Raw genomic sequence first — 24921 nt, 5'->3', positions numbered from 1 at the left:
CTTCCGTCCCTCGGGACAACTTCTTCGTTGCAGTCGCAATCCCGTCGAACCGCCTTGTGGGCCGTATGGACACGAGGTGCCTCCACGGTGGGAGGAGCGCACCTCGAAGACCCTAGCCAGGGCCTCTGATTAGCGGGAGCGAGGCCATCATGCCCTTGGCGAAAACAGCCTGTCAAACACTTTGTAGTGCTTTTTTGGGCTTACTACATCTTTGGTCTAATGCGACTTGGCGGTCAGTTTCAAGGCCCTTGGTCGAGGCCTTGAATTGCCTGGGTTCAGTCGAGAAGGTCGACTTTGACCCGCAAAGTCATGTTTTCACCGCGCTGGGTGCTGTAACTGAGGCTTGACGCACTGCGATCGGACTGACTCTGCTGGTTGAATCCGGCCAGGGTGATCCACTCGCCGAGCTTGCCGGTGACGGTCGTGTCGGTGCTCTGCACTTTCACTACATCGGCACGTTCCTGGCTCATTCGGTCGTTATTGGTGCTGATTTGCAGGCGAACGTTATCACCGCTCAGGCGTGGCGTGACGTAGAAGCCCTGGGTAACGTTGCGGTATTCGGTGTTGCTCTGGATGCGCCCGTAACCGTCGGTGGAAGTACTGGTGACGGGGATGCTCTGGCCCACCTGGATCAGTGCCGGCTGGCCGTCGCTGGCCTGTACCTGCTGCATGCCGCCTTCGCGGTTGGCGGTGCCGTAGCGGATCACGCGGGCATTGCCGCGGTTGTCCTGGAAGTTGCTGTCGTTGTTGTCGACGCTGATCAGCAGGCGTTTGGGCGCGGTGTCGAGCTGTTGCAGCAGGGCGCGCAGATCGTCAATGCGTTCCTGGCTGGCGTTGACGATCAGCTTGTCCTCGAAGGTGCTGACGCTGCCGTCCTTGCCCAGGAAGGACTGGGCGGCGGGCAGCAGTTCGGCGCTGCTGCGGTGTTGCAAGGGAATGACCTCGGTGGCGGCCTGGGCCGTAAGGCTGGCGGCCAGCAGCAGCGAGGCGAGGAGGGGGCGTAGCGGCATGTCCATGATCTCCGCGGGTGGAATGGACATGATGGCAAATTTGTCGGCATCTTGCTGGTTGTGGATCACAGCGGCATGCACAGGTCGGCTTTTCAGTGGTTGCAGTCAGGCAAATTCCGTAACATCCCGATCCTCGATTTCGAGCTCATTCCCTCGGCATTACGCTCCCACGCAGCGTAATGCCGGGGTTGTTTACAGGAACTCCATGAAACCCGCACGCCTACGCGCCGACCTGCTCGCCGGCCTCACCACTTCGTTCGCCCTGGTACCGGAGTGCATCGCTTTCGCCCTGGTGGCCCACCTCAACCCGCTGATGGGCCTGTACGGTGCCTTCATCATCTGCACCCTGACCGCGCTGTTCGGCGGCCGCCCGGGGATGATCTCCGGCGCCGCCGGTTCGATGGCGGTGGTCATCGTCGCCCTGGTGGTGCAGCACGGCGTCCAGTACCTGCTGGCCACGGTGCTGCTGGGCGGGCTGGTGATGATCCTGTTCGGCGCCCTGCGCCTGGGCAAGCTGGTGCGCCTGGTGCCGTACCCGGTGATGCTCGGCTTCGTCAACGGCCTGGCTATCGTCATCGCCCTGGCCCAGCTGGAGCACTTCAAGGAAGGCGAACACTGGCTCAGCGGCGCGCCGCTGTACCTGATGATCGGCCTGGTGGCGTTGACCATGCTGGTGGTCTACGTGCTTCCCAGGCTGACCCGCGCCGTGCCGCCGGCGCTGGTGGCGATCCTCGGCGTCGGCCTGCTGGTCTACCTGCTTGGCCTTCCAACCCGCACCCTCGGCGATATGGCGCACATCGCCGGCGGCCTGCCAAGACTGGCGATGCCGGACATCCCCTGGAACCTTGAGACCTTGAAGATCATCGCGCCTTACGCGGTGCTGATGGCCATGGTCGGCCTGCTGGAAACCCTGCTGACCCTCAACCTCACCGACGAGGTCACCGAGAGTCGCGGTTACCCGGACCGCGAGTGCGTGGCCCTGGGCGCGGCCAACATGGTCTCGGGCCTGTGCGGCGGCATGGGCGGTTGCGCGATGATCGGCCAGACCGTGATCAACCTCAGCTCCAATGGCCGTGGTCGATTGTCGGGCGTGGTGGCGGGGGTGATGATCCTGCTGTTCGTGCTGTTCCTGTCGCCGCTGATCGAACGTATTCCGCTGGCGGCATTGGTGGGGGTGATGTTCGTGGTGGCCCAGCAGACCTTCGCCTGGGCATCGCTGCGGGTGCTCCACAAGGTGCCGGTGAGCGATGTGCTGGCGATCATCGCCGTGACCGTGGTCACGGTGTTCACCGACCTGGCCACGGCGGTGCTGTTCGGTATCGTCATCGCGGCCATCAATTTTGCCTGGCAGCACGCGCGCGAGCTGTATGCCGACAGTCATGAGGACGCCGAGGGGGGCAAGCATTACCAGGTGCACGGCACGCTGTTCTTCGCCTCGACCACGCCGTTCCTCAACCAGTTCGACCCGGCCAACGACCCGGCCAAGGTGACGCTGGATTGCCAGCACCTGAGCTTTGTCGATTATTCGGCGATCGCGGCGCTCAAGACCCTGCGCGAGCGCTATGCCAAGGCGGGCAAGCAGTTGCGGGTGGTGCATCTTTCCGAACGCTGCAAGAAGCTGTTGAAGCGGGCAGGGGAGCAGCATTGAAGGCAATGGTTGCCTGCACCGGCCCTATCGCCGGCAAGCCGGCTCCCACAGGATTGTCACTGTGCAGTACCTGTGGGAGCCGGCTTGCCGGCGATAGGGCCGTTATAGGAGAAAGGCTTACTCCCCGCGGTTTTTCTTGACGATGGTGTCTGCAATACTCGCCGGCGCCTCGGCGTAGCGGGTGAACTCCATCGAGAAACTCGCCCGGCCCTGGGTCATCGAGCGCATCGAGGTGGCGTAGCCGAACATCTCGCCCAAAGGCACCTCGGCACGGATCACTTTGCCGGCCGGGGTTTCGTCGCCATCCTGGATCATGCCCCGGCGCCGGCTCAGGTCGCCGAGGATATCGCCCTGGTACTCCTCGGGCGTCACCACCTCGACCTTCATCACCGGTTCCAGCAATACCGCGCCGCCTTTCTGCGACAGCTGCTTGGTGGCCATGGAGGCGGCAATCTTGTAGGCCATCTCGTTGGAGTCGACGTCGTGGTACGAGCCGTCGAACACCGCCGCCTTGAGGTTGATCAGCGGGTAGCCGGCGAGCACGCCGTTCTTCATCTGCTCCTCGATGCCTTTCTGGATCGCCGGGATGTATTCGCGCGGCACCACGCCGCCGACAATCTCGTTGACGAACTCCAGCCCTTCCTTGCCTTCGTCGCCTGGGGCGAAGCGGATCCAGCAATGGCCATACTGGCCGCGTCCGCCCGATTGGCGCACGAAACGCCCTTCGATTTCGCAGGTGTTGCGGATCTTCTCGCGGTAGGCCACCTGCGGCTTGCCGATATTGGCTTCGACGTTGAACTCGCGGCGCATGCGGTCGACGATGATGTCCAGGTGCAACTCGCCCATGCCGGAGATGATGGTCTGGCCGGTTTCCTCGTCGGTCTTGACCCGGAACGACGGGTCCTCCTGGGCCAGCTTGCCCAGGGCGATGCCCATCTTCTCCTGGTCGCCCTTGGTCTTCGGCTCCACCGCCACCGAGATCACCGGGTCGGGGAAATCCATGCGCTCGAGGATGATCGGCTTGTCCATGTCGCACAGGGTGTCGCCGGTGGTCACGTCCTTCATGCCGATCAGTGCGGCGATATCGCCGGCGCACACGTCCTTGATCTCGGCGCGCTGGTTGGCGTGCATCTGCACCATGCGGCCGATGCGCTCCTTCTTGCCCTTGACGGAGTTGAGCACCGCATTGCCCGAGCTGAGCACGCCGGAATACACCCGGGCGAAGGTCAGGGTGCCGACGAACGGGTCGGTGGCGATCTTGAAGGCCAGGGCCGAGAACGGCTCCTTGTCGTCGGCGTGGCGTTCCAGGTGCTTGTCTTCATCGTCCGGGTCAGTGCCCTTGATCGCCGGGATTTCGGACGGGGCGGGCAGGTAGTCGATCACCGCGTCGAGCATCAGCGGCACGCCCTTGTTCTTGAATGACGAGCCGAGGATGGTCGGGACGATTTCGTTTGCGATGGTGCGTTGGCGCAGGGCGGCCTTGATTTCCTCGGTGGTGAATTCCTCACCTTCAAGGTACTTCAGGGTCAGTGCTTCGCTGGCATCCGCCGCCGCTTCCAGCATATGGGCACGCCACTCGTCGGCCAGGGCCTGCAGTTCAGCGGGGATCGCTTCCTCGCGGTAGCTGGTGCCCTGGTCGGCATCGTTCCAGTAGATGGCTTTCATCTTCACCAGGTCGATCTGGCCAATGAAGTTCTCCTCGCTGCCGATGGCCAACTGGATCGGCACCGGGTGGTGGCCCAGGCGCTGGTCGATCTGTTTCACCACACGCAAGAAGTCCGCGCCCTGGCGGTCCATCTTGTTGATGTAGGCCAGGCGCGGCACATGGTACTTGTTGGCCTGGCGCCACACGGTCTCGGACTGCGGCTCGACCCCATCGGCGCCGCTGAACACCACCACCGCGCCATCGAGCACGCGCAGCGAGCGCTCCACCTCGATGGTGAAGTCGACGTGGCCTGGGGTGTCGATGATATTGAAGCGGTACTTGTGCTCGAACTGCTTGGTCGAGCCCTGCCAGAAGGCCGTGGTGGCCGCCGAGGTGATGGTGATGCCGCGCTCCTGCTCCTGAGCCATCCAGTCCATGGTCGCGGCGCCGTCGTGCACCTCGCCCATCTTGTGGTTGACCCCGGTGTAGAACAGGATCCGTTCGGTGGTGGTGGTCTTGCCGGCATCCACGTGAGCGACAATGCCGATATTGCGGTACAGCTCGATGGGAGTCGTGCGGGCCATGGCGGGTCACCTGCGGGTGAGGATTCTCCCAAGGTAGCAGAGCGGGAGAATCCTGCCGGGGCGACCGTCAGTCGGCGAGCACCTGCAGCTGCCATTGGCCCTCGGCTTCACGCGCCAGGCCGCTGGCCGGCAACAGGGCCAGCAGGCGTTCGTGCAGGGCCGCGTCGGTGAAGGCCTTGAGGGTGGCCATGTCCAGCGCGCCGATGGTGATCAGTTCGGCCTTGGTGTAGGACAGCCACGCCTTCTTCAGCACCATCAACACGTCGCTGCCGGCGGTGCTGGCAAAGCGTCGGTGCAAGGTGCGGCCTTCCAGTTCGAAGCTGTGGCGGTGGCTATAGGTGCTCTCGTCACCATTGCCCTCAACGCAGCGGTGGCAGCGGCAGGGGCCGTCGCCGAAAGCGTTGCGCAGGTAGGCGTTGAAGTCCACGACGGGCTTGAGGGTCAGGCGTTTGTCGACCTCGAACAGGTCGGCGATCAGGGGTTGTTCTGCGCTCACTCGGTATCCTCGCGTGGTGGGGCATGCATCGGCGGGCACCCTAACAGATCGGCGCCCGCGAGGCCATGTCAGCCAGGTCGCAGGGCCTCCCGTGGGAGCGGGCCTGCCCCGCGATGAGCCGGTAGAGACAACCCCGAGCGTCTGCCGTACTCTTGTCACCCATTTTCAGCCCCATACTCCGAGGTAACCCCGCTTGAGCAGCAAATACCCCTACATCGCCACCGTGACCGTCAGCGCCGAAGACCGTGGGGGCGACACCGAGGCTTCGGAGAACAGCAGCATGCGCGTGGGCCTCGAGGCGGTAACCGAAGTGCTGAAGAAGGTGCATTTCGTCGGAACGCTCGCGGCACCGGAAAAAGGCGCCACGCACATCTGCGTCACGCTGGAGAACGGTCTCACTTACTACGGCCTGATCGTCAACGGCCATGCCGAACTCGAAGGCGGCTGGATCGCCTTCGAATGCGACATGCCCACCCCCGAAGAGCTGGGCCTGTAACCCTTACCCCAGTTCAGCCAGGCACTGCTCGAGGATGTCCAGCCCTTCCTCGAGCACCTCGGCCTCGATGGTCAGCGGCGCCAACAGGCGGATGATATGCCGCGCCTTGCCACTGGGCATCAGCAGCAACCCCTTGGCACGCGCCGCCTCCAGCACCTTGGCCAGTTGCGCCGGTGCCGGGCTGCCATCGCCGTTGACGAACTCCAGCCCGCGCATGGCGCCGACGCCGGTCAGGCGGCCGAGCGAACTGGACAATCCTGCGGCTTTCCAGCGTGCATGGCGTGCGACGATGGCCTGTTCCTGGCGTTCGCCCCAGGTGGCGAGGTTGGCGTCGGTCATCTGCGCAAGGCTCGCCAAGGCCGCCGCACAGGCGATCGGATTGCCCGAGTAGGTGCCGCCCAGGCCGCCCTTGGGCAGCGAGTCCATGATCTCCCGGCGGCCGACCACCGCGCCCAGGGGCATGCCTCCGGCGATGCTCTTGGCCAGCAGCAGCAGGTCCGGCTCGATGCCCAGTCGGGGGAAGGCGAAACGCTGCCCGGTGCGGCCGAAACCGGACTGGATCTCGTCGACGATGATCAATATCCCGTGGCTGTCGCAGAAGCGGCGCAAGGCCTGGGCGAAGCTCGGATCGAGGGCGAGGAAACCACCTTCCCCCTGCACCGGCTCGAAGATGAACGCCGTCACGTCCTCCACCGCCAACTCCACACTGAACAGGCGTTCCATGGCCTTGAGCGCCTGTTCGCAGCTCACTCCGGTGTCCGGGCTGGGGTAGGGCAGGTGATAGACCGGGCCTGGCAGTTCCCCCACGCGTTGCTTGTACGGGGCTACCTTGCCATTGAGGTTGAGGGTGGCCAGGGTGCGGCCATGGAAGCCGCCGTCGAAGGCGATGACAGCGCGCTTGCCGGTGGCGCCGCGGGCGACCTTAAGCGCGTTTTCCGCCGCTTCCGCGCCGCTGTTGGTCAGCATGCCGGCCAACGGGTAGCTGACCGGGACGAATTCACGCAGGCGCTCCATGAGCTCCAGGTAGGGGCCGTGGGGCGCCGCGTTGAAGGCGTAGTGGGTCAGGCGCGTGGCCTGCTGCTGGATCGCTTCGACTACCGCTGGATTGCAGTGGCCCAGGTTGAGCACGCCGATGCCGCCGACGAAGTCGATGTAGCGCTTGCCGGTGATATCCCAGACTTCGGCATTGCGACCATGGGAAAGCGTGATCGGGTGAACGATGGCAATGGACTGGCTGATGCTTGGCTGATTCATGTGCGCGGCGCCTGTGATTCGATGGCGTGAATATCGAAGCGTGCCGGGGGTATCCGCAAACGATTTATTGGATTGCTGTCATTCCTTTGAGTCATGAAATTATGCGGGGCCTGCCTACGCCGCCCGCTTGCTGGAATCGCGCCAAGATAAAAGGCGGCTGTCCCTTAAGGGGCAGCCGCCTTTTGCTGTTTCGCTTCGAGCCTTCGACCGTTGGGGTCAGTGGCGACGCTTGTGCTTGCGGTTGCTGTCACCCATGTGGTTGCCGATGGCGCCACCGGCCGCGCCGCCCAGACCTGCGCCAATGGTCGATCCGTTGGAGCCGCCGAGCTTGCCGCCAATCAGCGAACCGCCCGCCGAGCCCAGGCCGCCACCGATGGCCGCTTCGGTACGGTTGCCCTTGCGCGCGCCGACCGCGCTGCCGGCCGCGCCACCGAGACCGGCGCCGATGGCCGCACCGGTGCTGCCGCCGATCTGTTTGCCCACGACGTTGCCCAGGGCGCCACCCAGGCCGCCGCCGATGGCCGCGGTGCCGTCACCGGCGAAAGCGCCCTGGCAGAGCAGCAGGCCGAGGGCGAGGGAAGGCAGAGTCAGACGCATGTTATGAACCTCAGGGGAGTCATCAGGGGTAGATTGCCGCACGCTCGCGGCGAGTCAGGGTTGCAAGGACGCTTCAGCGGTAGTAGCGGTCACGGTACTGGCGGTCGTCATCGTCGCGGTCATGGCGATGGTGGTGACGGTGGCCGCGGTCACGATCGCGCCAGCCATCGTCATCATCGTGGTAATGGTTGCTGTAGCAGCCGCCGAGCAGCAGCAGGGTGGCGACCATGGAAAGGCTTGCAAGGCGTGTCATCACGATATAGGTCCTTGATCCGCAACGGTTTACGCGGTACCTCCTGAGACCGAAGGCGATCGATTTGGTTCTTGGGCGCGCAAGATTTTATTGCGGCGGCGATGAACGGCGGCGGTGATTCACCTGCTGCCCCCGCAATGCTAGAGTCACCTTCTTTTTTTTGTCCCGAGGATGGAACATGCGAGCAATTCTGCCGATCACCGTGGCGCTGCTGCTGGCGGGCTGTGCATCGTCGACCATGGAAGCGGCGCGCGGCGGCGCACCCACCGCGCAGCTGGATTCGCACAAGACGCCGGATCTGGTGGCCCAGTGCATTCAGTTCAGCTGGCAGGAAGAGAACACCTTCGGGGTCGACGCCAGCGGCTACCTGGAGGCTCGCAAGCAAGGTGGATTCACGGTTTATACCCGCGAAGCCGAGTCGTTCGTCGACGTTTACGCCCAGGCCGGCGGGACGCGAGTGGACTACTACGCGCAGAAGAACGACGGCATGGCCCTGCGCCGACGGGCGGCAGCCGCGACCTGCCTGTAGGTCGCGCCCGGTCAGTGGCCCGATATCACATCGGCAGCAGCCGGTCCTGAATCACCTCCTTCATCACCAGCGTCGAACTCAGGCGCTTCACATTGGGAATGCTGGTCAGCTGTTCGTCATACAGCTTCTGGAAGGCCGGCAGGTCCCTGGCCACCACGTGCAGCAGGTAGTCGGGGTCGCCGAACAGGCGCTGGGCCTCGACGATCTGCGGGATCTCCCCCAGCGCCGCCTCGAAGTCCGCCACCGGCTGGCGGGTCACCTCGCGCAGGGTCACGAACACCAGCGCGGCGAAGTTCAAACCCAAGGCCGCCGGGGCCAGGCGGGCGTGGTAACCGAGGATGGCGCCTGAGTCCTCCAGCGCCTTGAGGCGCCGGTGGCAGGGCGACAGGCTCAAGCCGACGCGGTCGGCCAGTTCGGTCACGGACAGGCGCCCGTCTTTTTGTAGCTCGGCAAGGATCTTTCGATCTGTTCGATCCATGGGGAAGATTCTTCCATTACTTGGTTTGGTACGGGGAATATACGAAAGAAAATCCCTGGGCGATATCCGTAGTCTTTCTTTCACCGAAACCTGTGTAAGGAAGGCTCGAAATGGCCATGAGTGTACTGACGGCGTTCTGGGCCGTTTCCCTGCTGTTCGTGATCACCCCCGGCGCCGACTGGGCCTACGCCATCTCGGCCGGCATGCGCGGGCGCTGGGTAGTGCCGGCGGTGGCGGGCATGCTGTCCGGCCATCTGCTCGTTACCTTGGTGGTGGCCGCCGGAGTCGGCAGCCTGATTGCCGGGCACCCGCTGGCGCTGAGCTTGCTGACCCTTGCAGGTTGCGTGTACCTGTTGTGGCTGGGTGGCAACCTGCTGCTGAGCCCGGCCGTGCCCGAGGCCGGCGCCGGAGGTGGGCAGGACTCGGGGTCGCGCTGGGCATTCAAGGGCTTGTGCGTCAGCGGCCTCAACCCCAAGGTGTTCCTGCTGTTCCTGGCGTTGCTGCCGCAGTTCACCGACCCGCAGTCGAGCTGGCCGGTGCCCTTGCAGATCCTGCTGCTGGGGTTGGTGCACCTGGGCAGTTCGCTGGTGATCTACCTGATGGTCGGCTACGGTGCCAAGGCCGTGCTGCGCACCCGGCCTGCCGCGGCGCAGGCCGTGGGCCGGTTGTCCGGTGGAGTGATGATCCTGATTGCCGTGGGGCTGATTGCCGGGCAGTTGCGTTGAGCCTGTCAAGCACGGCGGGTTGGGCTATGCTGACGGCCCTCACGATTCGGACCTGACCCTCATGAAATACGCCGCCGCACTTCTGCTCAGCCTGCTGGCGCTCGTGGCCCACGCCGCGCAACCCGGCGACACCCTCGCGCCCTGGACATTGCTCGATCAGTACGACCAGCCCTACAGCCTGGGGGCCGATACCCGAGTCCTGCTGGTCGCCCGCGACATGGACGGCGCCAAGCTGGTCAAGGCGGCCCTGGCCGAACAGCCCAAAGGCTACCTGGAGGCGCGGCACGCGGTGTTCGTCGCGGATATCCAGCGCATGCCGGCGCTGATCAGCAAGCTGTTCGCCATCCCGGCCATGCGCGACTACAGCTACCGCGTGCTGCTCGACCGCGAAGGCCGGGTCGCCAGCCGCTATGCCGGGGATGAAGGCAAGGTGCTGTGGCTGGCGCTGGATCACGGCGTGGTGGCAGCGCGCAACAGCTACGCCGATGCTGATGCCTTGAAGGCTGCGTTGGACCAGGCTGGCCGCTGAACTGGCCTGCCAGCCGCTCAGGAAAAGGCCCGGCGCAATAGTTGCGGCAGTACCTCACCCGCCTGGCCGGGCAGCATGAACGCCCGCGGGTGCTCGCAGGGCACAGGCTGCGGATTGACATGCACCACCGTCGCCCCCGCAGCCAGTGCCATGCGAGGTATCGAGGCTGCTGGCTGTACCAGGCCTGATGTGCCTACAGAAAGCAGTACATCGCACTGTTGCGCGGCGGCGAATGCCTGCTCCAGTACCGCCTCGGGCAACATCTCGCCAAACCACACCACACCGGGGCGCAGCGGCCCGGCGCAGCAAGCGCAGCGCGGTGGTTCCATACGGCAGCCGTGAGCGGCCTCCTCGGGCAGTGCCACGGGCTCATCCGCCGGGCGCGCGCAGTCCAGGCAGCGAAAGGCATCCAGCCGCCCATGCAGGTGCAGCACGGCGCGGCTGCCGGCGCGTTCGTGCAGGTCGTCGACGTTCTGCGTTACCAGGGTCAGCTTCGGCACCTGCGCGGCCAGCGCGGCGATGGCCAGGTGACCCGCGTTGGGCGCGGCCTTGGCGATCCCGGCGCGGCGCATCTGGTACCAGCCCCAGACCAGCGCCGGGTCGGCGCGAAAGCCCTCGGCGCTGGCCAGCTGCGCCGGATCGAAGCGCGCCCACAGGCCGGTCAGCTTGTCGCGAAACGTGGCTATGCCACTTTCCGCGGACACCCCGGCACCGGTGAACACCACCACGTGGCGGGCCTGGGCAAGCAGCGTCGGATCGAATGGCATGAGGGCTCCCATGGTGCGGTGCAGGGCGGTCGGTCACTGTGCCAGTGGGTCGCGGGCCGGACAAGATCCGAGTGAACCCTTGGCGCGCGTGGCAACCCAAGCCAGTACAGCCAATAGGAGAAGACTCATGGAAATCGGAACAATCTGGTTCGTTGTCGCGCTCATCGTCATCCTCCTGGAAATCTGGGCCATCTGGCACATCATCGGCAGTGATCGGCGCGCCGAGCGCAAGATGCTGTGGGTGGTGTTCGTCGTCTATGCACCGTTCCCAGGCCTGTTGTTCTGGGCCTGGCGTGGGCCGCGCGCGGTGAAGGGCAGGGCGGTGCTGCAGGAAAAATAGGCGCCGACCAAGGTGTGGCAGGCGGGGCTTGACCTCGACTTAACCTGAGGTTTGATACTCGGCCGCTCTTTCCATCGATGGAGCGATACCATGACCCAGCCAGCCGCCTTTGCCCTGAGCAACCCCGAAGGCCTCTACGACCCCAGTGGCAATGCCTATTCCCACGTCGCCGAGGTACGCGCCGGCAGCCGCCTGCTGTATATCGCCGGCCAGGGCGGCGAGGACCTGCAGGGCAAGTTGTCGGCACGTTTCGACGAGCAGGCGCGCCAGGCCCTGGTGAACCTGAAGATCGCCTTGGCCTCCCGTGGGGCAACGCTCGAGCACGTGTGCAAGCTCACCCTGCTGGTGGTCGACCATTCCGAGGCGCGGCTGCGCCAGTGGGTGGCCGAGGCCGAGCGTGCCTGGGGCGGCAGGATGACCCCGACCTGCACCTTGATCCCGGTGCCGCGCCTGGCGCTGGACGGCATGCTGGTGGAAGTGGACGCGGTGGCGGCCTTGCCGCAGGTTTGACAAAGCCCGCATCCATCGGCGTGGCGACGCGCCGCGAGGATGGATGCGCCGCCGCCCCGCTGCAAACGCCTGAGCGCCCAGGTAGACTCGCGCTCCCGCATTCATCGAGCCTGTTCCATGACCCTCCCTGTCGAACTGCTCCAGTCCGGCCCCGAGCATGCCGACCTGGTGCGCAACCTCTACCAGTTCTACGCCTACGAGTCCTCTGACTGGGAGCAGGAGGATGTCGAGGCGGATGGGCGCTTCTACCTCCACGAGCCGCACTTCACCCGCTACTGGCAAACCCCGGGCTGGAGCGCCAGCCTGATACTGGTGGACGGTTTCGTCGCCGGCTTTCTGCTCATCGAGCGCAGTGAACTGCCCGGCATCGACGCCTGGGAGCTGGCCGACCTGTTCGTGCTCAAGAAATATCGCCGCCAGGGCGTGGGCCTGGCGGTAGCGCGGCGCACGCTGTGCGAGGGTCAAGGCGACTGGTTGGTGCGGTGCTACGGCGAGGATGCCCCGGCCCTGGCGTTCTGTCAGGCGGTACTGGCCGACCTGCCAAGGCCGGTGCGGGAGATTGCCCTGGATGACGAGCCGTCGTTGCGCAACTTCCTGGTGACCCAGCGGCGGCACTGAAAGCTGCGGCTCTCAGGCGCAGCCCTTGAGGGAAACGGTTCGATCAGCGAACGGAATGTACCGGTTGGACCACAATGCTTTGTTCCTCCCGGAGGTTCTCTTCTAGAATCCGCCCATGCCCGGGCGCCATGCCGGGGCAATCGCCCGAGAGCCCCATGAGTTCCAGTACACCGTTGTCCGGAGTCAACCAGCCGCTGCGCGGTATCGCCTTGGTGGTGGTGGCTACCTTCCTGTTCGCCAGCCACGACGGTTTATCGAAATTCCTCGGCGGGATCTACCCGGTCATCATGGTGGTGTGGGTCCGTTACCTGGTGCACACCTTGCTGATGGCCGGGATCTTCCTGCCCAAGGCCGGCCTGGCGGTACTGCGCACCCGCCGGCCATTGCTGCAGACCTTGCGTGCGCTGAGCCTGCTCAGCACCAGCCTGTTGTTCACCGCCGGGCTGCAGTATCTGCCGCTGGCGGAGGCGACCTCGGTCAACTTCCTCGCCCCGGTGCTGGTCACCGCATTGTCGGTGCCGCTGCTCAAGGAGCGGGTGACCCCGGGACAGTGGCTGGCGGTGGTCATGGGCTTCGTCGGGGTGCTGGTGGTGGTGCACCCGGGTGGCGCGATGTTTACCCCGGCAATCCTGTTTCCCTTCGGTTCGGCCCTGGGTTTTTGCTTCTATCAGTTGCTGACGCGCAAGCTGGCGGCCCATGACAGCCCGACCACCAGCAACTTCTACGCAGGCGTGTGCAACACCCTGATCATGACGGCGCTGGTGCCGTTCTTCTGGCAGACGCCGCAGTGGCCGCATGTACCGCTGATGCTGGCGTTGGGCGGCTGCGGGATGACCGCGCACCTGCTGCTGACCCAGGCGTTCCGCCATGCCGCGCCGGCGTTGCTGGCGCCGTTCAGCTATTGCCAGATCGTGTTCGCCGGGTTGCTGGGGTTGGTGGTGTTCGCACAGGTGCCGGACAGTACCAGCCTGGTCGGTATCGCGGTGATCTGCTTCAGCGGGCTTGGGGCTGCCTGGATGCAGCGGCGACGTTGAACGGCCCTTACCCCGCGCGCCCTTCGTGCTGCTTACGGTACGCCCCCGGCTGCAGCCCGACGGCCTTGGCGAAGGCCCGGGTGAATGCCGCCACCGACTGGTACCCGGCCTGCGCGCCTACCTGCTCGACGGTATTGCCGGCCTTGAGCAACTGGCAGGCATGACGCATGCGCAGGGCCAGCAGCACCTGCCCGGGGGATTGCCCGGCCAGTTCGTTGAAGCGCTTGAAGAACGCCGAGCGCGACAGCCCCGCGCAGGCCGCCATGGCCTCCAGCGTCCAGGCCTGGCCTGGTGCCTCGATCAAGCGCTCCAGCAACCCGGCGAAGGTCGGCTGGCGGGCGAGGGCGACCAGCCCGCCCAGCGCTTGGCCGTCGTGTGCCTGCTGGCGCAGCACATAGAGGAACAACAGGTGGGTCAGGCGTTCGAGCAGCGCCTGGGACGGCTGCGGGCGCCGGCACTCCTCGAGGATCAGCCCGAACAGCGCGCGCGCCGCGCTGCCGGCGGGGTCGCTGGCGTGCAGCAGGATCCAGTCCGCCAGCCCGTCGACGATCAATGACGATAGCCCCGACTGGAAATGGAAGAAACCGCACACCAGCCCCACGCCGTCCCCGGCTTCCAGGTCCAGCGCCTGCATGCTCCGGCGTGGCTGGGCACAGGCGTCGGCGGCATCCTCGTCGCCGGACAATCGATAGGCCAGGTCACGCAAGAGGAACACCGCATCGCCGCTCTCCAGGCGCAGCGGCTGCGCCTGGCCGTCGATGTGCAGCCAGCAATGGCCCTGCACCACCAGGTGGAAACTGGCCCGACCCAGGCCCTGGGTGCTGGCATGCCAGCCACCGCAGTAGCGGCCCACATGGAACAGGCTGGCATCGAGCTCCAGGCTCTCTAATAACCAATCGACGAGGGGGCTGGAAGAAATCATCTAATGCAAGGACTCTGGAGCAAGGAAAGGCGACTGATGAATATGGATGCTACTTCTTATAACCAACAGACTGTAGCGACCTACATCAAAGGAGACCACTCCATGTCCGCGCGCATTACTCTACACAGCCTGCAGACCGCTCCGGAAGCCGCCCGCCCGTTCCTCGAGAATGCGCAGAAGAACTCCGGCTTCATCCCCAACCTGCTGGGCATCCTGGCCAACGCCCCGGCGGCGCTGGAAACCTACGTCACCGTTTCGGCGCTCAACGGCAAGTCCGAGCTGACCCTGGCCGAGCGCGAAGTGGTGCAGCTGATCGCCGCCACCCAGCACGGTTGCGACTTCTGTGTCGCCGGCCACACCGCGGTGGCCCTGAACAAGGCCAAGCTGCCTCAGGAAGTGGTCGATGCCCTGCGTGCCCGCGGCGAACTGCCCGACGCCCGCTACGAGACCCTAGCCGCGTTCGCCCGTGAAGTGATCGCCACCCGCGGCAACGTCAGCGACGCCACCTACCAGGCCTTCCGTGAAGCCGGTTTCAGCGAAGGCAACGCGCTGGAAGTGATTCTCGGTATCAGCCTCGCAACCCTGTGCAACTTTGCTAATGTGTTCGCCCAGACGCCGCTCAACGACGAGCTCGGCAAATACCGCTGGCAGCCTTCGGCCTGACCGAGGCCTGATGCCGGCGCGCCCGGCGTTTCAAAAGGAGTTAGGGACATGCTTGACCATGCATTTCGACAATGGCTGGATGCCAATGCCGAGGCCATTGACCAGGGCCAGTGCGATCCGCACCTGGTGCTGGCGCAGATCGCCGAGTCGCAGTTGCTGCGCATCGGCGTCGACCCGGCCCTGGGTGGCACGGGCGGCGATGTCAGCGAGGCGGTCGAGGCTATCGCGGCCATCGCCAGCCGGTCGCTGGCCGCGGCCTTCGTCTGCTGGGGCCAGCGCGCCTTCATCGAGTACCTGCTGCAAAGCCCCAATCGGGATCTGTGCAAACGGCTGATGCCCGACCTGCTCAAGGGCGAACTTGCCGGGGCCACCGGCCTGTCCAATGCCATGAAGTTCCTCTCTGGCATCGAGGCCTTGCAGGTGTGTGGCCGCCTTGCGGCCGATGGCTGGAACCTCGAAGGCCGGCTGCATTGGGTGACCAACCTGCGCAAGCGCGGTTTCGTGGTGGCGGCGGCCATCGAGGATGACGCCGGCGGCGCGCCGTTCGTGGCCGCCATTCCCTCCAACGCGCCCGGCCTGGAGCGTTCCGACGATCTGCAACTGATGGGCCTGCAGTCGAGCAACACCGCGGCGCTGGCGTTCCACCAGGTGCCCCTGGCCCGCGACTGGCTGCTGCATGACAACGCCCGCGAGTTCCTGCCCAAGGTGCGCCCGGCGTTCCTGGCGCTGCAGTGCGGCATGGCCATGGGTCTGGCCCGGCGTGCGTTGGATGAAGTGCAGGCGCACCTGCAAGGCCGTGGCTCGTTCCTCGAAGAGGCCCGCCAGGTGCTCAAGGAACGCCTGGAGAATACTGTCGGCGAGCTCAAGCAGGGGTTGCTCGACGGGCGTTTCCAGGGCCAACCGGCCGCCTTGTTCAAACTGCGCATCACCCTCGCCGAATGCGCCGCCGACGCCGTGCAGCTGGAGCTGCAAGCCAGCGGTGGCAAGGCCTACCTGACGGCCTATGGCGAAGGCTTCGCCCGGCGTTGGCGCGAGTCGGCGTTCGTGCCGATCGTCACCCCGAGCCTGGTGCAACTGCGCGCCGAACTGCAACGCCAGGCGGCCAGCGCATGACCGAGGTGCTGCTCGAAGCCTGTGACATCAGCCTGGGCTACCCGCGCGACGGTGGCTGGCGGGCGGTGCTGGAGCAGTTCGACCTGGCGCTGGCGCCCGGCGAGGTGGTGACCATCCTTGGCCCCAGCGGGGTCGGCAAGTCCAGCCTTTTGCGCGTGCTGGCGGGGCTGCAGCAGGCCCGTGGCGGCAGCGTGCAGCTGCGCGGCGAGCCACTGCAGGGCCCGCACCCGCGCCTTGCGGTGGCGTTCCAGGACCCAAGCCTGCTGCCCTGGCTGAGCCTGGAAAAGAACGTCGCCTTCGGCCTCGACTTCGCCCGCCAGCCCAAGCTGGCGGCGGCCGAGCGGCGTGCACGGATCGACCACGCCATCGACGCGGTGGGCCTGGCCCACGCCCGTGGGCAGTACCCGGCGCAACTGTCCGGCGGCATGGCCCAGCGTACTGCGCTGGCCCGCTGCCTGGCGCGCCAACCCGAGGTGCTGTTGCTGGACGAGCCGTTCGGCGCGCTGGACGAGGTGACCCGCGCCGACATGCAGCAACTGCTGCTGCAGCTGATCGCCACCCACAACACCGCCGCCGTGCTGATCACCCACGATATCGACGAAGCCCTGCTGCTGTCCGATCGCGTGCTGCTACTGGGCAACCACCCGGCGCGCACCCTCGGTCAGTGGCACATCGACCTGCCGCAGCCGCGGGCGCAGCGGGTCGAGGAGCTGGGCGCACTGCGTATCGAAATCCTCAAAACCCTTCGGCGGGCAAGCCGCACAGCCGAACCCACCCCATCCCCCTTGCCCTCGGAGGCTGTCCATGTGCATGGATGACTGCTGTTCCACCACGTCCCGTCGCGACTTTCTCAAGTTGAGCGCCATGCTCACCGTCGCCGGCGCCGTGCCGTTGCTGTCGAGCCTGCAGGCCCGCGCCGCCGCCGAGCCGGACGCGCCGGTGCGCATCGGCTACCTGCCGATCACCGATGCCACGCCACTGCTGGTGGCGCACAACAACGGCCTGTTCGAGGCCGAGGGCATCAAGGCCGAGCGCCCGGTGTTGCTGCGCAGCTGGGCACAGGTGATCGAGGCGTTCATCTCCGGGCAGGTCAACGTCATCCACCTGCTGTCGCCGATGACCGTGTGGGCGCGCTACGGCAGCAAGGTGCCAGCCAAGGTCGTGGCCTGGAACCACGTCGGCGGCTCGGGCCTGACCGTGGCCCCGGACATCACCGATATGAAGCAGCTCGGCGGCAAGACCGTGGCCATTCCGTTCTGGTACTCGATCCACAACGTGGTGCTGCAGCAGATGCTCACCGACAACGGCCTGAAGCCTGTGTCCAAGCCCGCCACCGCGCAGCTGGCGGACAACGAAGTCAACCTGCTGGTGCTGCCGCCTTCGGACATGCCGCCGGCCCTGGCCAGCAAGCGCATCGCCGGCTATATCGTCGCCGAACCGTTCAACGCCCTGGCCGAGAACCTCAAGGTCGGCCGCGTGCAGCGCTTCACCGGCGATGTCTGGCGCAACCACGCCTGCTGCGTGGTGTTCATGCACGAGCACGACCTGAACAATCGCCCGGAGTGGTCGCAGAAGGTGGTCAACGCCATCGTCAAGGCCCAGCACTGGACCCGCGAGCACCGCGCCGAGGCCGCGGCGTTGCTGTCCAAGGCCGGCCCCAACAAGTACACCCCGCACGAACCGGCGGTGCTGACCAAGGTGCTGGCGCCATCGGCCGATGACCGTGCCGGCTACATCGCCAGTGGCGCGATCCAGCACCAACAGTGGGACGAGAAACGCATCGACTTCCAGCCTTATCCGTTCCCCAGCTACACCGAGGAGTTGGTCAAGCGCCTGAAGAACACCCTGATCGTCGGCGAGAGCGATTTCCTTGCCGCCCTCGATCCGGCCCAGGCTGCCCGCGACCTGGTGGACGATCGCTTCGTGCGCAACGCCATCGCCGCGGTGGGTGGCCCGGCGGCGTTCGGCATTGCCGAGAATTTCCAGCGTAGCGAGGAGTTCGCGGTCTGATGCGCAGGCATTTCGTGCATGGCGCCCTGGGTCTGGCGGGCCTGGCGGCGCTGCTGTTGCTGTGGTGGGCGGGGGTGCGCCTGTTCGGCGCCGCCGATGGCCTGTCGGCGCGCTTCGCGCCCCAGGCCACGTTGCAAAGCCTGATCGAGCTGCTGGGGCAGGGTGAGGTCTACGGGCATATCTGGGTGAGCCTCGAGCGTATCCTCGTCGGCCTGCTGCTGGCGCTGCTGATTGGTGTGCCGTTGGGCCTGCTGGTGGGCAGCTATCGCCACCTGGAGGCGGCGACCACGCCGGCATTCCAGTTCCTGCGCATGATCTCGCCGCTGTCGTGGATGCCGGTGGTGGTGATGCTGATGGGCGTGGGCGACCAGCCGATTTACTTCCTGCTGGCCTTCGCCGCGCTGTGGCCGATCCTGCTCAACACCGCCGCCGGGGTGCGCCAGCTCGACCCGCGCTGGCTGCAGTTGAGCCGCAGCCTCAGCGCCACGCGCTGGGAGACGTTGTGCAAGGTGATCATCCCCGGGGTGATCGGCCATGTGCTGACCGGCGTGCGCCTGGCCATCGGCATCCTGTGGATCGTGCTGGTGCCGTGCGAAATGCTCGGGGTGAGTGCCGGGCTTGGCTATTTCATCCTCGACACCCGCGACCGCCTGGCCTATTCGGAGCTGATGGCGATGGTGCTGCTGATCGGCGCACTGGGGTTCATGCTCGATGCCTTGGCGCGGGCGCTGCATCGACGTTGGGTGCATGCCTGAACAAAGAAGGCGCGTATAGCGAATCCTGGCGCGGATCTGTGGGGGCGGCGTAGCGCAGCGCCCACAAAGTCCGCGTTCAATCTTGGTATCAAGCGCATCCCTGCGCCTGAGCTGGTCAGAAGCTGTACTTGGCGGTCAGCATCAGGTTGCGCGGATCGCCAAAGGTGTCGCCCCCGTAGTTCACCGAGCTGGAAATCGACGAGTAGTACTTCCTGTCGAACACGTTGTTGGCATTGAGCTGCAGGTCCAGGTGCTGGTTGACCGCGTAGCCGGCCATCAGGTCGGTCACCGCATAGGCGCCTTGCTCGAGGCGGTAGCGGCCGCCATCGGCCACGCTGAAGTCGTTGTACATGCGGCTCTGCCAGGTGACGCCGCCACCGACGCGCAGTTTTTCCAGCGGGCCCTGGAAGCGGTAGGTGGTGAACAGCTTGAGCTGGTGCTCGGGGGTGTCGGAGGACAGCGGCTTGTTGACGTTGGCGGGGTTCTTGGCGTCCTTGATGGTGTGCACGCGGGCGTAGGTGTAGCCGGCACCGATCTGCCATTGCTCGGTCAGCGCGCCTTGCACCTCGAAGTCGATACCCTGGCTGCGCACCTCGCCGGAGGCTTCGTAGCAGGTGAACTGGCCCGCACGGCAGACGCTCTTGTCGTCCACCTCGACCGCGCGGTTTTCCTGGTCGATGCGGAACACGGCAAGGCTGGCATTGAGCGCGCCATCGAAGTATTCACCCTTGATGCCTACCTCGTAGTTCTTGCCTTCGATTGGCCGAACCGGCGTGCCGCTGCTGTTCTGGCTGTCCTGTGGCTGGAAGATATCGGTATAGCTGGCGTAGACCGAGTGGTGTTGGTCCAGCTCGTAGATCAGGCCGGCATAGCGGGTGACGTTGCGGGTCACTTTGTAGTCGCCATCGTTGCTGCCGCGCTTATCGTAGTCGTACCAGTCCAGGCGCCCACCGAGGATCAGCTTGAGCGGATCGGCCAGGCTCAGGCGAGTGGTGGTGTACACGCCTTCCTGGTTGATCAGGTAGCGGCTGCTGCTGGTGTGCAGGAAGTCGGGCTTGCCGCCGTCGATGGGGTAGTCCATGTCGTAGGGGCTGTAGTTGCGCTCGCTCATGTCGTAGATGCGCTTGCTGGCGCCGACCACCAGTTCGTGGGTGCGCCCGAATGCCTCGAACGGGCCGCTGGCGAAGGTGTCCAGGCCCAGTTGGTTCTCGTCGTGGGCCGACTGGTAGACCGTTCGGCTCAGCGGCTTGGCCAGGTCCCAGCGCGACTGGTAGGAGCCGCGGAACAGCGCGTTCTGCTCACTGTAGGTGGCGTTGACCTGCAGCTTCCAGTCATTGGCCAGGCGCTGGCGCACCTCGGCGAACAGGGTATTGATCTCCTGGTCTTTGACCTCCCAGTCGGTGGCAGGGTTGTAGGAGCGTGGCAGGTCCAGGTGATGGCCGTCGAGGGCGGTGGGGATTGCGCCCCAGAACACGTTGGTCTTGTCCTTCTGGTGGGAGAGGCCGAGGGTGAGGGTGGTGTCTTCGCTCAGGTCGGCCTCGGTGATCGCGTAGAACAGCCCGTGGTCCTCCTGCTGGCCGTCACGGAAACCGTTGGCGTCCTGGTACGAGGCCACCACGCGGCCGCGCAGGGTGCCGCTGTCGTTGAGCGGGCTGGAGGCGTCCAGTTCGCCGCGGTAGTTGTCCCAGCTGCCGGCGGCGCCAGTGAGGGTGACTTTCTGCTCCGCCAGCGGGCGCTTGCGCACCAGGTTGATCGCCGCCGAGGGCGTGCCGGACCCGGTGACCAGGCCGGTGGCGCCGCGCACCACTTCCACCCGGTCGAACATTGCCAGGTTCGGCTGGGCGCCGACTACCCAGCCGGTGTAGGCGCTGGGGATGCCGTCGTACATGATGTTGTCGACGTCGAAGCCACGGGCCTTGTAGGTCTGCCGGCCCGGGCCGTTGGACTGGTTGAGGAACAGGCCCGGGGTGTACCTGGCGACGTCGTTGATGCTGGTCATGCCCTGGTCGTCCATGCGCTGGCGGGTGATCACCGTCACCGCCTGAGGCGTTTCGCGCATGGTCAGCGGCAGCTTGGTGGCGGTGGACATGGCGCCGGTGGTGTACGACTTCGACCCCTCGGTGGTGCTGCCCAGGCTGCTGTCATCGATGGCCGTGGCGCCCAGCTCGATCACGGCGGGGGCCTGTTCGGCTGCCAGCGCGGGGGTGAGGGTCGCCATGCAGATGGCCATGGCCAGCAGGTTGCGGGTGGGCGCGAAACGGTGGGGCGAGGGGAGCGATGACATGCCGAGCTTTATCCTTATTGCTATTGTTTATGAGAACGATTAGCAATAAGTATGTCGGGATTGCCCGGCCAAGAACAGGGCGTATGAATTGAAAATGATGAAATTTTCACATTTTTACATTCGAATGGATTGATTTGGCCGCAGCCACACCTATCGACCCGTGCCACCTGTGCCAATCCGTTTACCTTGTTGCCTGCCTATTTCCAGCGCCTGGCCGTCGCGTTGCTTGCCGTGCCGTGCCTGGCCCACCAGCTCGGGGATCAGCGGTCCCTCGGGCAGATGGCGCCAGAAGCGTCCGGGCAGATGCTGGCGCAGCGCGCCGGGGTTGAGCCGGGCGGGGTTGAAGGTGTGTCGGTAGTAGGCCAGCCACAGTTCGGCCCCGGGGTCGTCGGCATTGCGCGCCCATTGCCGCCAGTCTTCCGGGCACTGGCGGCGGTAGTCCAGTTGCGCGCCGTCGTAGCGGATGCCGTCATGGGGCGTGGCGATCAGCCAGCGCTGGCGGCCGAGGCGTTCGGCGAAGTGTGCGCTGGCGCTGTCGAGGATGTCATGCGCGGGTTCGTGGTAGGCCACCAGGTCCAGCTGCAACTGCTCGGCCAGCGCCTCGGGCAATGGCACGAAGCGCACGAAGGCATGCAGGTGATGAGCCTCGCGGCCGACCTGGCGGATGCGCCGTTGCAGCTCACTGCCCAGGCGGTCGCCGGCCAGCATCGCGGTGCGATCGCCATGGGCGACGCGCCAAAGCACCTCGTACAACAGGTTCCAGCGCTGCTCGCCGCGGTAGCGCCCGGCCTGTTCCAGCTGGGCCAGCAGCGCCGCCGGCACGCGGGCGTGGAACGGGCCGGGGCCTGCGGGCAGGGGCGTGGGCACGGCCAGCAAGTCATCCATCCAGGTCTGGCCCCAGGTCACCGTGGCCGGGTCGATGCCGTGGCCGAGCAGTTGGCGGGCCTGGTCGCGCCAGGTGGTGAAATCATCGCCGCAATCCAGCGCGATCATCCCCACAGCCCCATCTGCACGGGCGCCTGGGGTTCGCGCAGGCGGGCCCGCAGCAGGCCGCTGCGCAGCTCGGCCTGGGCCGGGCGGTAGTCGCTGGTGACGATGAACGGGCGGGCTTTCTCCAGCACGCAGCGCAACTGGATCAGGTCGTCGTAGCGGATGCGCCGCTCCCGGCGCAGGGCGACCAGGCGCTGCACGCTGCGCAGGCCGATACCGGGGATGCGCGCCAGCAACGCCGGTTCGGCGCGGTTGACGTCGAGCGGGAAGACCTCGCGGTTGGCCAGCGCCCAGGCCAGCTTGGGGTCGATGTCCAGGGCCAGGTTGCCGGTCTCGCCCAGCAGTTCGCCGGCCTTGTAGCCGTAACCGCGCAGAAGGAAGTCGGCCTGGTACAGGCGGTGTTCGCGCAACAGCGGCGGCGCGGCCAGGGGCACGCTGGAGGGGCTGTCGGGGATCGGGCTGAAGGCGGAGTAATAGACCCGTTTGAGTCCATAGCCCTGGTACAGCGACTCGGCATTGCGCAGCAAGGTGCTGTCGTCGGTGGCGTCGGCGCCGACGATGACCTGGGTGCTCTGCCCGGCAGGGGTGAAGCGTGGCGCCCGTGGTTCGCCGGCGACGGCCTGCTGGCCGTGGTGGATCACGCCCATGGCTTGGCGGATGGTGCTGGCGCGCTTTTCCGGGGCCAGGCGCTGAAGGCTGGCGTCGGTGGGCAGTTCGATGTTCACGCTCAGCCGGTCGGCCAGGCGCCCGGCTTCCTCGATCAGCAGCGGGTCGGCGTCGGGAATGGTCTTGAGGTGGATATAGCCGCGAAAGGCGTGTTCTTCGCGCAGCAGGCGCGCCACCCGGATCAGCTGCTCCATGGTGTAGTCGGCCGAGCGGATGATGCCTGAGCTGAGGAACAGGCCGCTGATGCAGTTGCGCCGGTAGAAGTCCAGGGTCAGGCGCACCACCTCCTCGGGGCTGAAGCGTGCCCGGGGCACGTTGCTGGAGCGGCGGTTGACGCAGTACTGGCAGTCGTACAGGCAGAAGTTGGTCAGCAGCACCTTGAGCAGCGACACGCAGCGGCCATCGGGGGTGTAGCTGTGGCAGATGCCCATGCCATCGGTGGCGCCGAGGCCGTCGCGGCCGCGCGAGCTGCGCTTGGGCGCGCCGCTGCTGGCGCAAGACGCGTCGTACTTGGCGGCGTCGGCGAGGATGCCGAGTTTGGCGATGAGTTGCATGGGGTGTTCCGCTGAATACTGAATATTCATACAGTATTTCGGGATTGGTCTGATGGCAAGGGCTTCTGATCGGCCAGGCGCTGCCAAGTCCCCCGTGGAACGCCCGAGCGCTCGATTACAGAATTGTAATCTTCACGCCACCCCCCAGATAACCAAGGCTCCCTAAAGTCCCTCGCCAAAGCATTCCGCCGCTTGTCGACGAGGACTTCCGCCGTGCCCATCCCCCGCAAGATCGCCTTGCTCTGCCTGTTGCTGGCCGGCCCTGCCGGCGCCGAGGGCCTGAGCCTGGACCAGGCGCTCGACGCCGCCTTTGCCCAGAACCCGGACTTCGCCGCCATCGGCCGCGAGATCGGCATCGCCGAAGGCGAGCGCCGTCAGGCCGGGCTGATTCCCAACCCCGAGCTGTCGTGGGAGGTCGAGGACACCCGCCGTGACACCAGTACCACCACCGTGACCCTCAGCCAGGCCCTGGAGCTGGGCGGCAAGCGCGGTGCGCGGATCGAGGTCGCCGAGGCCGGTCAGGCGGTCGCCCGCCTGGAACTCGAGCGCCAGCGCAACAGCCTGCGCGCCGATGTGATCCAGGCTTTCCATGCCGCCTTGCGGGCGCAGACCGCGCTGGAGTTGGCGCAGCAGTCACAGGCGCTGACCGAACGTGGCCTGCGGGTGGTGGAGGGGCGGGTGCGCGCGGGGCAGTCCTCGCCAGTGGAGGCCACCCGCGCCCAGGTGCAGTTGGCCCAGGCCGAGGCGGCGGTGCGCCGGGCGCGAACCGAACGCACGGTGGCCAATCAAGCCCTGGCGCGGCTGACCGGCAGCGCCGAGGCCCGCTTCGACCGACTCGACGCCAGCTCGCTCTCGCCAGGCCCGGCGCCCAAGGCCGAACGCCTGCTGGCCACGGTCGAGCAGACCGCCGAATGGCGCCTGGCCGCGGCGCAGATCGAGCGTGGCGATGCCAGCCTGGGCTCCGAGAAGGCCCAGCGCATCCCCAACCTGACCGTGAGCCTGGGCAGCCAGTACAGCCGTGAGGAGCGTGAGCGGGTCAATGTGGTGGGGTTGTCCATGCCGCTGCCGCTGTTCGACCGCAACCAGGGCAACGTACTGGCCGCCGCGCGCCGCGCTGACCAGGCCCGCGATCTGCGCAACGCCGTCGAACTGCGCCTGCGCAGCGAAACCCGCAGTGCCCTGGAGCAGTGGGGCACGGCCATGGGCGAGGTGCAGGCGTATGACCGCACCATCCTGCCCGCCGCCCAGCAGGCGGTGGACACCGCCACCCGAGGTTTCGAGATGGGCAAGTTCGCCTTCCTCGATGTGCTCGATGCCCAGCGCACGCTGATCGAGGCGCGGGGCTTGTATCTCGAAGCGCTGGCCCAGGCGACTGATGCCCGGGCACAGGTGGAGCGGATCTACGGCGAGCTTTGAGCCTCGTCCCGTCGCGGGGCAGGCCCTGAACTGCA

Annotated in this window: 27 protein-coding genes; 15 read left to right on the top strand and 12 right to left on the bottom strand. The window is 66.1% G+C overall.

From position 1 onward, the window contains the following. Window positions 1–275 precede the first annotated feature (275 nt). On the bottom strand, window positions 276–1040 hold the full coding sequence (locus tag KHO27_RS12640) for a secretin GspD/PilQ domain-containing protein (RefSeq protein ID WP_173862476.1): 765 nt from the start codon (window positions 1038–1040) through the stop codon (window positions 276–278). 175 nt (window positions 1041–1215) lie between these two features. Between KHO27_RS12640 and KHO27_RS12635 the strand changes: the two genes are divergently transcribed. Next, window positions 1216–2658, top strand: a complete 1443-nt coding sequence (locus KHO27_RS12635; RefSeq protein ID WP_214501922.1) for a SulP family inorganic anion transporter — start codon at window positions 1216–1218, stop codon at window positions 2656–2658. Between the two features lie 117 nt (window positions 2659–2775). Here KHO27_RS12635 and fusA read toward each other — a convergent pair whose 3' ends face one another. Together fusA and KHO27_RS12625 are read right to left on the bottom strand one after the other, a co-directional pair. Next, window positions 2776–4887, bottom strand: coding sequence for an elongation factor G (gene fusA / locus KHO27_RS12630; protein WP_111532170.1), 2112 nt, complete (start codon window positions 4885–4887; stop codon window positions 2776–2778). Between the two features lie 67 nt (window positions 4888–4954). Continuing rightward, window positions 4955–5383 carry a hypothetical protein gene (locus tag KHO27_RS12625; RefSeq protein ID WP_110700790.1) on the bottom strand — a complete coding sequence of 143 codons (429 nt, stop codon included), beginning with the start codon at window positions 5381–5383 and terminating at the stop codon, window positions 4955–4957. A gap of 193 nt (window positions 5384–5576) precedes the next feature. Here KHO27_RS12625 and KHO27_RS12620 point away from each other — a divergent pair, with 193 nt between their 5' ends. Then, on the top strand, window positions 5577–5879 hold the full coding sequence (locus KHO27_RS12620; protein ID WP_110700788.1) for a hypothetical protein: 303 nt from the start codon (window positions 5577–5579) through the stop codon (window positions 5877–5879). Window positions 5880–5882: 3 nt separating this feature from the next. Here KHO27_RS12620 and KHO27_RS12615 read toward each other — a convergent pair whose 3' ends face one another. From KHO27_RS12615 to KHO27_RS12605, 3 genes are all read right to left on the bottom strand, one after another. Further along, window positions 5883–7133: a 2-aminoadipate transaminase gene (locus KHO27_RS12615; RefSeq protein WP_110700786.1), complete on the bottom strand. Its 1251-nt coding sequence runs from the start codon at window positions 7131–7133 to the stop codon at window positions 5883–5885. A 216-nt stretch (window positions 7134–7349) separates the two neighbouring features. Next, complete coding sequence (locus KHO27_RS12610) at window positions 7350–7730, bottom strand: glycine zipper domain-containing protein (RefSeq protein WP_110700784.1); 381 nt, start codon at window positions 7728–7730, stop codon at window positions 7350–7352. A 73-nt stretch (window positions 7731–7803) separates the two neighbouring features. Continuing rightward, a complete protein-coding gene (locus KHO27_RS12605) occupies window positions 7804–7983 on the bottom strand; it encodes a hypothetical protein (protein ID WP_110700782.1) in 180 nt (59 codons plus the stop codon). A 178-nt stretch (window positions 7984–8161) separates the two neighbouring features. Between KHO27_RS12605 and KHO27_RS12600 the strand changes: the two genes are divergently transcribed. Next, window positions 8162–8512, top strand: coding sequence for a hypothetical protein (locus KHO27_RS12600; protein ID WP_046855051.1), 351 nt, complete (start codon window positions 8162–8164; stop codon window positions 8510–8512). 25 nt (window positions 8513–8537) lie between these two features. On the opposite strand, the gene KHO27_RS12595 is transcribed toward KHO27_RS12600, so the two are convergent. Then, window positions 8538–8990 carry an Lrp/AsnC family transcriptional regulator gene (locus tag KHO27_RS12595; protein WP_110700780.1) on the bottom strand — a complete coding sequence of 151 codons (453 nt, stop codon included), beginning with the start codon at window positions 8988–8990 and terminating at the stop codon, window positions 8538–8540. 110 nt (window positions 8991–9100) lie between these two features. Between KHO27_RS12595 and KHO27_RS12590 the strand changes: the two genes are divergently transcribed. Together KHO27_RS12590 and KHO27_RS12585 are read left to right on the top strand one after the other, a co-directional pair. After that, window positions 9101–9715 carry a LysE family translocator gene (locus tag KHO27_RS12590; RefSeq protein ID WP_110700778.1) on the top strand — a complete coding sequence of 205 codons (615 nt, stop codon included), beginning with the start codon at window positions 9101–9103 and terminating at the stop codon, window positions 9713–9715. 61 nt (window positions 9716–9776) lie between these two features. Then, window positions 9777–10244, top strand: coding sequence for an FAD/FMN-containing dehydrogenase (locus KHO27_RS12585; RefSeq protein WP_111532315.1), 468 nt, complete (start codon window positions 9777–9779; stop codon window positions 10242–10244). A 17-nt stretch (window positions 10245–10261) separates the two neighbouring features. Here the strand turns inward: KHO27_RS12585 and KHO27_RS12580 are convergent, their stop codons facing one another. After that, window positions 10262–11011, bottom strand: a complete 750-nt coding sequence (locus tag KHO27_RS12580; protein WP_214501921.1) for an SIR2 family NAD-dependent protein deacylase — start codon at window positions 11009–11011, stop codon at window positions 10262–10264. A 127-nt stretch (window positions 11012–11138) separates the two neighbouring features. Between KHO27_RS12580 and KHO27_RS12575 the strand changes: the two genes are divergently transcribed. The 4 genes from KHO27_RS12575 to KHO27_RS12560 all read left to right on the top strand — a co-directional run bounded on the left by KHO27_RS12575 (window position 11139) and on the right by KHO27_RS12560 (window position 13513). Next, window positions 11139–11351: a PLDc N-terminal domain-containing protein gene (locus KHO27_RS12575; protein WP_110700774.1), complete on the top strand. Its 213-nt coding sequence runs from the start codon at window positions 11139–11141 to the stop codon at window positions 11349–11351. Window positions 11352–11441: 90 nt separating this feature from the next. Further along, window positions 11442–11861 (top strand): RidA family protein, encoded by a 420-nt coding sequence (locus KHO27_RS12570; protein ID WP_110700773.1) that lies wholly within the window; start codon window positions 11442–11444, stop codon window positions 11859–11861. Between the two features lie 117 nt (window positions 11862–11978). Then, window positions 11979–12479 (top strand): GNAT family N-acetyltransferase, encoded by a 501-nt coding sequence (locus tag KHO27_RS12565; RefSeq protein WP_110700771.1) that lies wholly within the window; start codon window positions 11979–11981, stop codon window positions 12477–12479. Between the two features lie 155 nt (window positions 12480–12634). Further along, entirely contained in the window at window positions 12635–13513 is an 879-nt protein-coding gene (locus KHO27_RS12560) for a DMT family transporter (protein ID WP_214501920.1), read from the top strand. 7 nt (window positions 13514–13520) lie between these two features. Here the strand turns inward: KHO27_RS12560 and KHO27_RS12555 are convergent, their stop codons facing one another. Continuing rightward, window positions 13521–14435, bottom strand: a complete 915-nt coding sequence (locus KHO27_RS12555) for an AraC family transcriptional regulator (protein WP_214501919.1) — start codon at window positions 14433–14435, stop codon at window positions 13521–13523. A 102-nt stretch (window positions 14436–14537) separates the two neighbouring features. Here KHO27_RS12555 and KHO27_RS12550 point away from each other — a divergent pair, with 102 nt between their 5' ends. From KHO27_RS12550 to KHO27_RS12530, 5 genes are read left to right on the top strand one after another with little or no spacing between them, the layout of a single operon-like run. Beyond that, the gene (locus KHO27_RS12550) at window positions 14538–15098 is read left to right on the top strand and encodes a carboxymuconolactone decarboxylase family protein (protein WP_102684087.1); all 561 of its coding nucleotides are present in this window, start codon (window positions 14538–14540) and stop codon (window positions 15096–15098) included. Window positions 15099–15146: 48 nt separating this feature from the next. Beyond that, the gene (locus tag KHO27_RS12545) at window positions 15147–16211 is read left to right on the top strand and encodes an acyl-CoA dehydrogenase family protein (protein ID WP_214501918.1); all 1065 of its coding nucleotides are present in this window, start codon (window positions 15147–15149) and stop codon (window positions 16209–16211) included. Beyond that, complete coding sequence (locus tag KHO27_RS12540) at window positions 16208–17029, top strand: ABC transporter ATP-binding protein (RefSeq protein WP_111532171.1); 822 nt, start codon at window positions 16208–16210, stop codon at window positions 17027–17029. Before KHO27_RS12545 ends, KHO27_RS12540 begins: the two co-directional genes overlap by 4 nt. Continuing rightward, window positions 17016–18221 (top strand): ABC transporter substrate-binding protein, encoded by a 1206-nt coding sequence (locus KHO27_RS12535; protein ID WP_214501917.1) that lies wholly within the window; start codon window positions 17016–17018, stop codon window positions 18219–18221. The genes KHO27_RS12540 and KHO27_RS12535 overlap by 14 nt, the downstream gene beginning before the upstream one ends. Continuing rightward, the gene (locus KHO27_RS12530; protein ID WP_046855064.1) at window positions 18221–18976 is read left to right on the top strand and encodes an ABC transporter permease; all 756 of its coding nucleotides are present in this window, start codon (window positions 18221–18223) and stop codon (window positions 18974–18976) included. Before KHO27_RS12535 ends, KHO27_RS12530 begins: the two co-directional genes overlap by 1 nt. Window positions 18977–19091: 115 nt before the next feature. On the opposite strand, the gene KHO27_RS12525 is transcribed toward KHO27_RS12530, so the two are convergent. The 3 genes from KHO27_RS12525 to KHO27_RS12515 form a co-directional block, all read right to left on the bottom strand. After that, window positions 19092–21260 (bottom strand): TonB-dependent siderophore receptor, encoded by a 2169-nt coding sequence (locus tag KHO27_RS12525; protein ID WP_110700759.1) that lies wholly within the window; start codon window positions 21258–21260, stop codon window positions 19092–19094. A 150-nt stretch (window positions 21261–21410) separates the two neighbouring features. After that, entirely contained in the window at window positions 21411–22253 is an 843-nt protein-coding gene (locus KHO27_RS12520; protein WP_110700757.1) for a TIGR03915 family putative DNA repair protein, read from the bottom strand. After that, the gene (locus KHO27_RS12515) at window positions 22250–23470 is read right to left on the bottom strand and encodes a putative DNA modification/repair radical SAM protein (protein WP_102684094.1); all 1221 of its coding nucleotides are present in this window, start codon (window positions 23468–23470) and stop codon (window positions 22250–22252) included. Before KHO27_RS12515 ends, KHO27_RS12520 begins: the two co-directional genes overlap by 4 nt. Before the next feature lie 213 nt (window positions 23471–23683). Here KHO27_RS12515 and KHO27_RS12510 point away from each other — a divergent pair, with 213 nt between their 5' ends. Continuing rightward, a complete protein-coding gene (locus tag KHO27_RS12510) occupies window positions 23684–24886 on the top strand; it encodes a TolC family protein (protein WP_110700755.1) in 1203 nt (400 codons plus the stop codon). Window positions 24887–24921: the final 35 nt, after the last annotated feature.

The sequence above is a fragment of the Pseudomonas sp. RC3H12 genome, assembly GCF_018596375.1.
GTDB lineage: Bacteria > Pseudomonadota > Gammaproteobacteria > Pseudomonadales > Pseudomonadaceae > Aquipseudomonas.
Note: the sequence above shows the minus strand (reverse complement) of the source record. Positions and strands in the feature narration are given on the sequence as shown.

Bases quoted from the DNA above. Each gene is read 5' to 3' on its own strand.
- KHO27_RS12590 (WP_110700778.1), top strand. From the start codon at position 9,101: ATGGCCATGAGTGTACTGACGGCGTTCTGGGCCGTTTCCCTGCTGTTC.
- KHO27_RS12595 (WP_110700780.1), bottom strand. From the start codon at position 8,990: ATGGATCGAACAGATCGAAAGATCCTTGCCGAGCTACAAAAAGACGGG.
- KHO27_RS12570 (WP_110700773.1), top strand. From the start codon at position 11,442: ATGACCCAGCCAGCCGCCTTTGCCCTGAGCAACCCCGAAGGCCTCTAC.
- KHO27_RS12525 (WP_110700759.1), bottom strand. From the start codon at position 21,260: ATGTCATCGCTCCCCTCGCCCCACCGTTTCGCGCCCACCCGCAACCTG.
- KHO27_RS12530 (WP_046855064.1), top strand. From the start codon at position 18,221: ATGCGCAGGCATTTCGTGCATGGCGCCCTGGGTCTGGCGGGCCTGGCG.
- KHO27_RS12580 (WP_214501921.1), bottom strand. From the start codon at position 11,011: ATGCCATTCGATCCGACGCTGCTTGCCCAGGCCCGCCACGTGGTGGTG.
- KHO27_RS12565 (WP_110700771.1), top strand. From the start codon at position 11,979: ATGACCCTCCCTGTCGAACTGCTCCAGTCCGGCCCCGAGCATGCCGAC.
- KHO27_RS12550 (WP_102684087.1), top strand. From the start codon at position 14,538: ATGTCCGCGCGCATTACTCTACACAGCCTGCAGACCGCTCCGGAAGCC.
- KHO27_RS12600 (WP_046855051.1), top strand. From the start codon at position 8,162: ATGCGAGCAATTCTGCCGATCACCGTGGCGCTGCTGCTGGCGGGCTGT.
- KHO27_RS12635 (WP_214501922.1), top strand. From the start codon at position 1,216: ATGAAACCCGCACGCCTACGCGCCGACCTGCTCGCCGGCCTCACCACT.
- KHO27_RS12575 (WP_110700774.1), top strand. From the start codon at position 11,139: ATGGAAATCGGAACAATCTGGTTCGTTGTCGCGCTCATCGTCATCCTC.
- KHO27_RS12585 (WP_111532315.1), top strand. From the start codon at position 9,777: ATGAAATACGCCGCCGCACTTCTGCTCAGCCTGCTGGCGCTCGTGGCC.
- KHO27_RS12610 (WP_110700784.1), bottom strand. From the start codon at position 7,730: ATGCGTCTGACTCTGCCTTCCCTCGCCCTCGGCCTGCTGCTCTGCCAG.
- KHO27_RS12615 (WP_110700786.1), bottom strand. From the start codon at position 7,133: ATGAATCAGCCAAGCATCAGCCAGTCCATTGCCATCGTTCACCCGATC.
- KHO27_RS12520 (WP_110700757.1), bottom strand. From the start codon at position 22,253: ATGATCGCGCTGGATTGCGGCGATGATTTCACCACCTGGCGCGACCAG.
- KHO27_RS12555 (WP_214501919.1), bottom strand. From the start codon at position 14,435: ATGATTTCTTCCAGCCCCCTCGTCGATTGGTTATTAGAGAGCCTGGAG.
- KHO27_RS12640 (WP_173862476.1), bottom strand. From the start codon at position 1,040: ATGTCCATTCCACCCGCGGAGATCATGGACATGCCGCTACGCCCCCTC.
- KHO27_RS12515 (WP_102684094.1), bottom strand. From the start codon at position 23,470: ATGCAACTCATCGCCAAACTCGGCATCCTCGCCGACGCCGCCAAGTAC.
- KHO27_RS12545 (WP_214501918.1), top strand. From the start codon at position 15,147: ATGCTTGACCATGCATTTCGACAATGGCTGGATGCCAATGCCGAGGCC.
- fusA (WP_111532170.1), bottom strand. From the start codon at position 4,887: ATGGCCCGCACGACTCCCATCGAGCTGTACCGCAATATCGGCATTGTC.
- KHO27_RS12540 (WP_111532171.1), top strand. From the start codon at position 16,208: ATGACCGAGGTGCTGCTCGAAGCCTGTGACATCAGCCTGGGCTACCCG.
- KHO27_RS12605 (WP_110700782.1), bottom strand. From the start codon at position 7,983: ATGACACGCCTTGCAAGCCTTTCCATGGTCGCCACCCTGCTGCTGCTC.
- KHO27_RS12535 (WP_214501917.1), top strand. From the start codon at position 17,016: ATGTGCATGGATGACTGCTGTTCCACCACGTCCCGTCGCGACTTTCTC.
- KHO27_RS12560 (WP_214501920.1), top strand. From the start codon at position 12,635: ATGAGTTCCAGTACACCGTTGTCCGGAGTCAACCAGCCGCTGCGCGGT.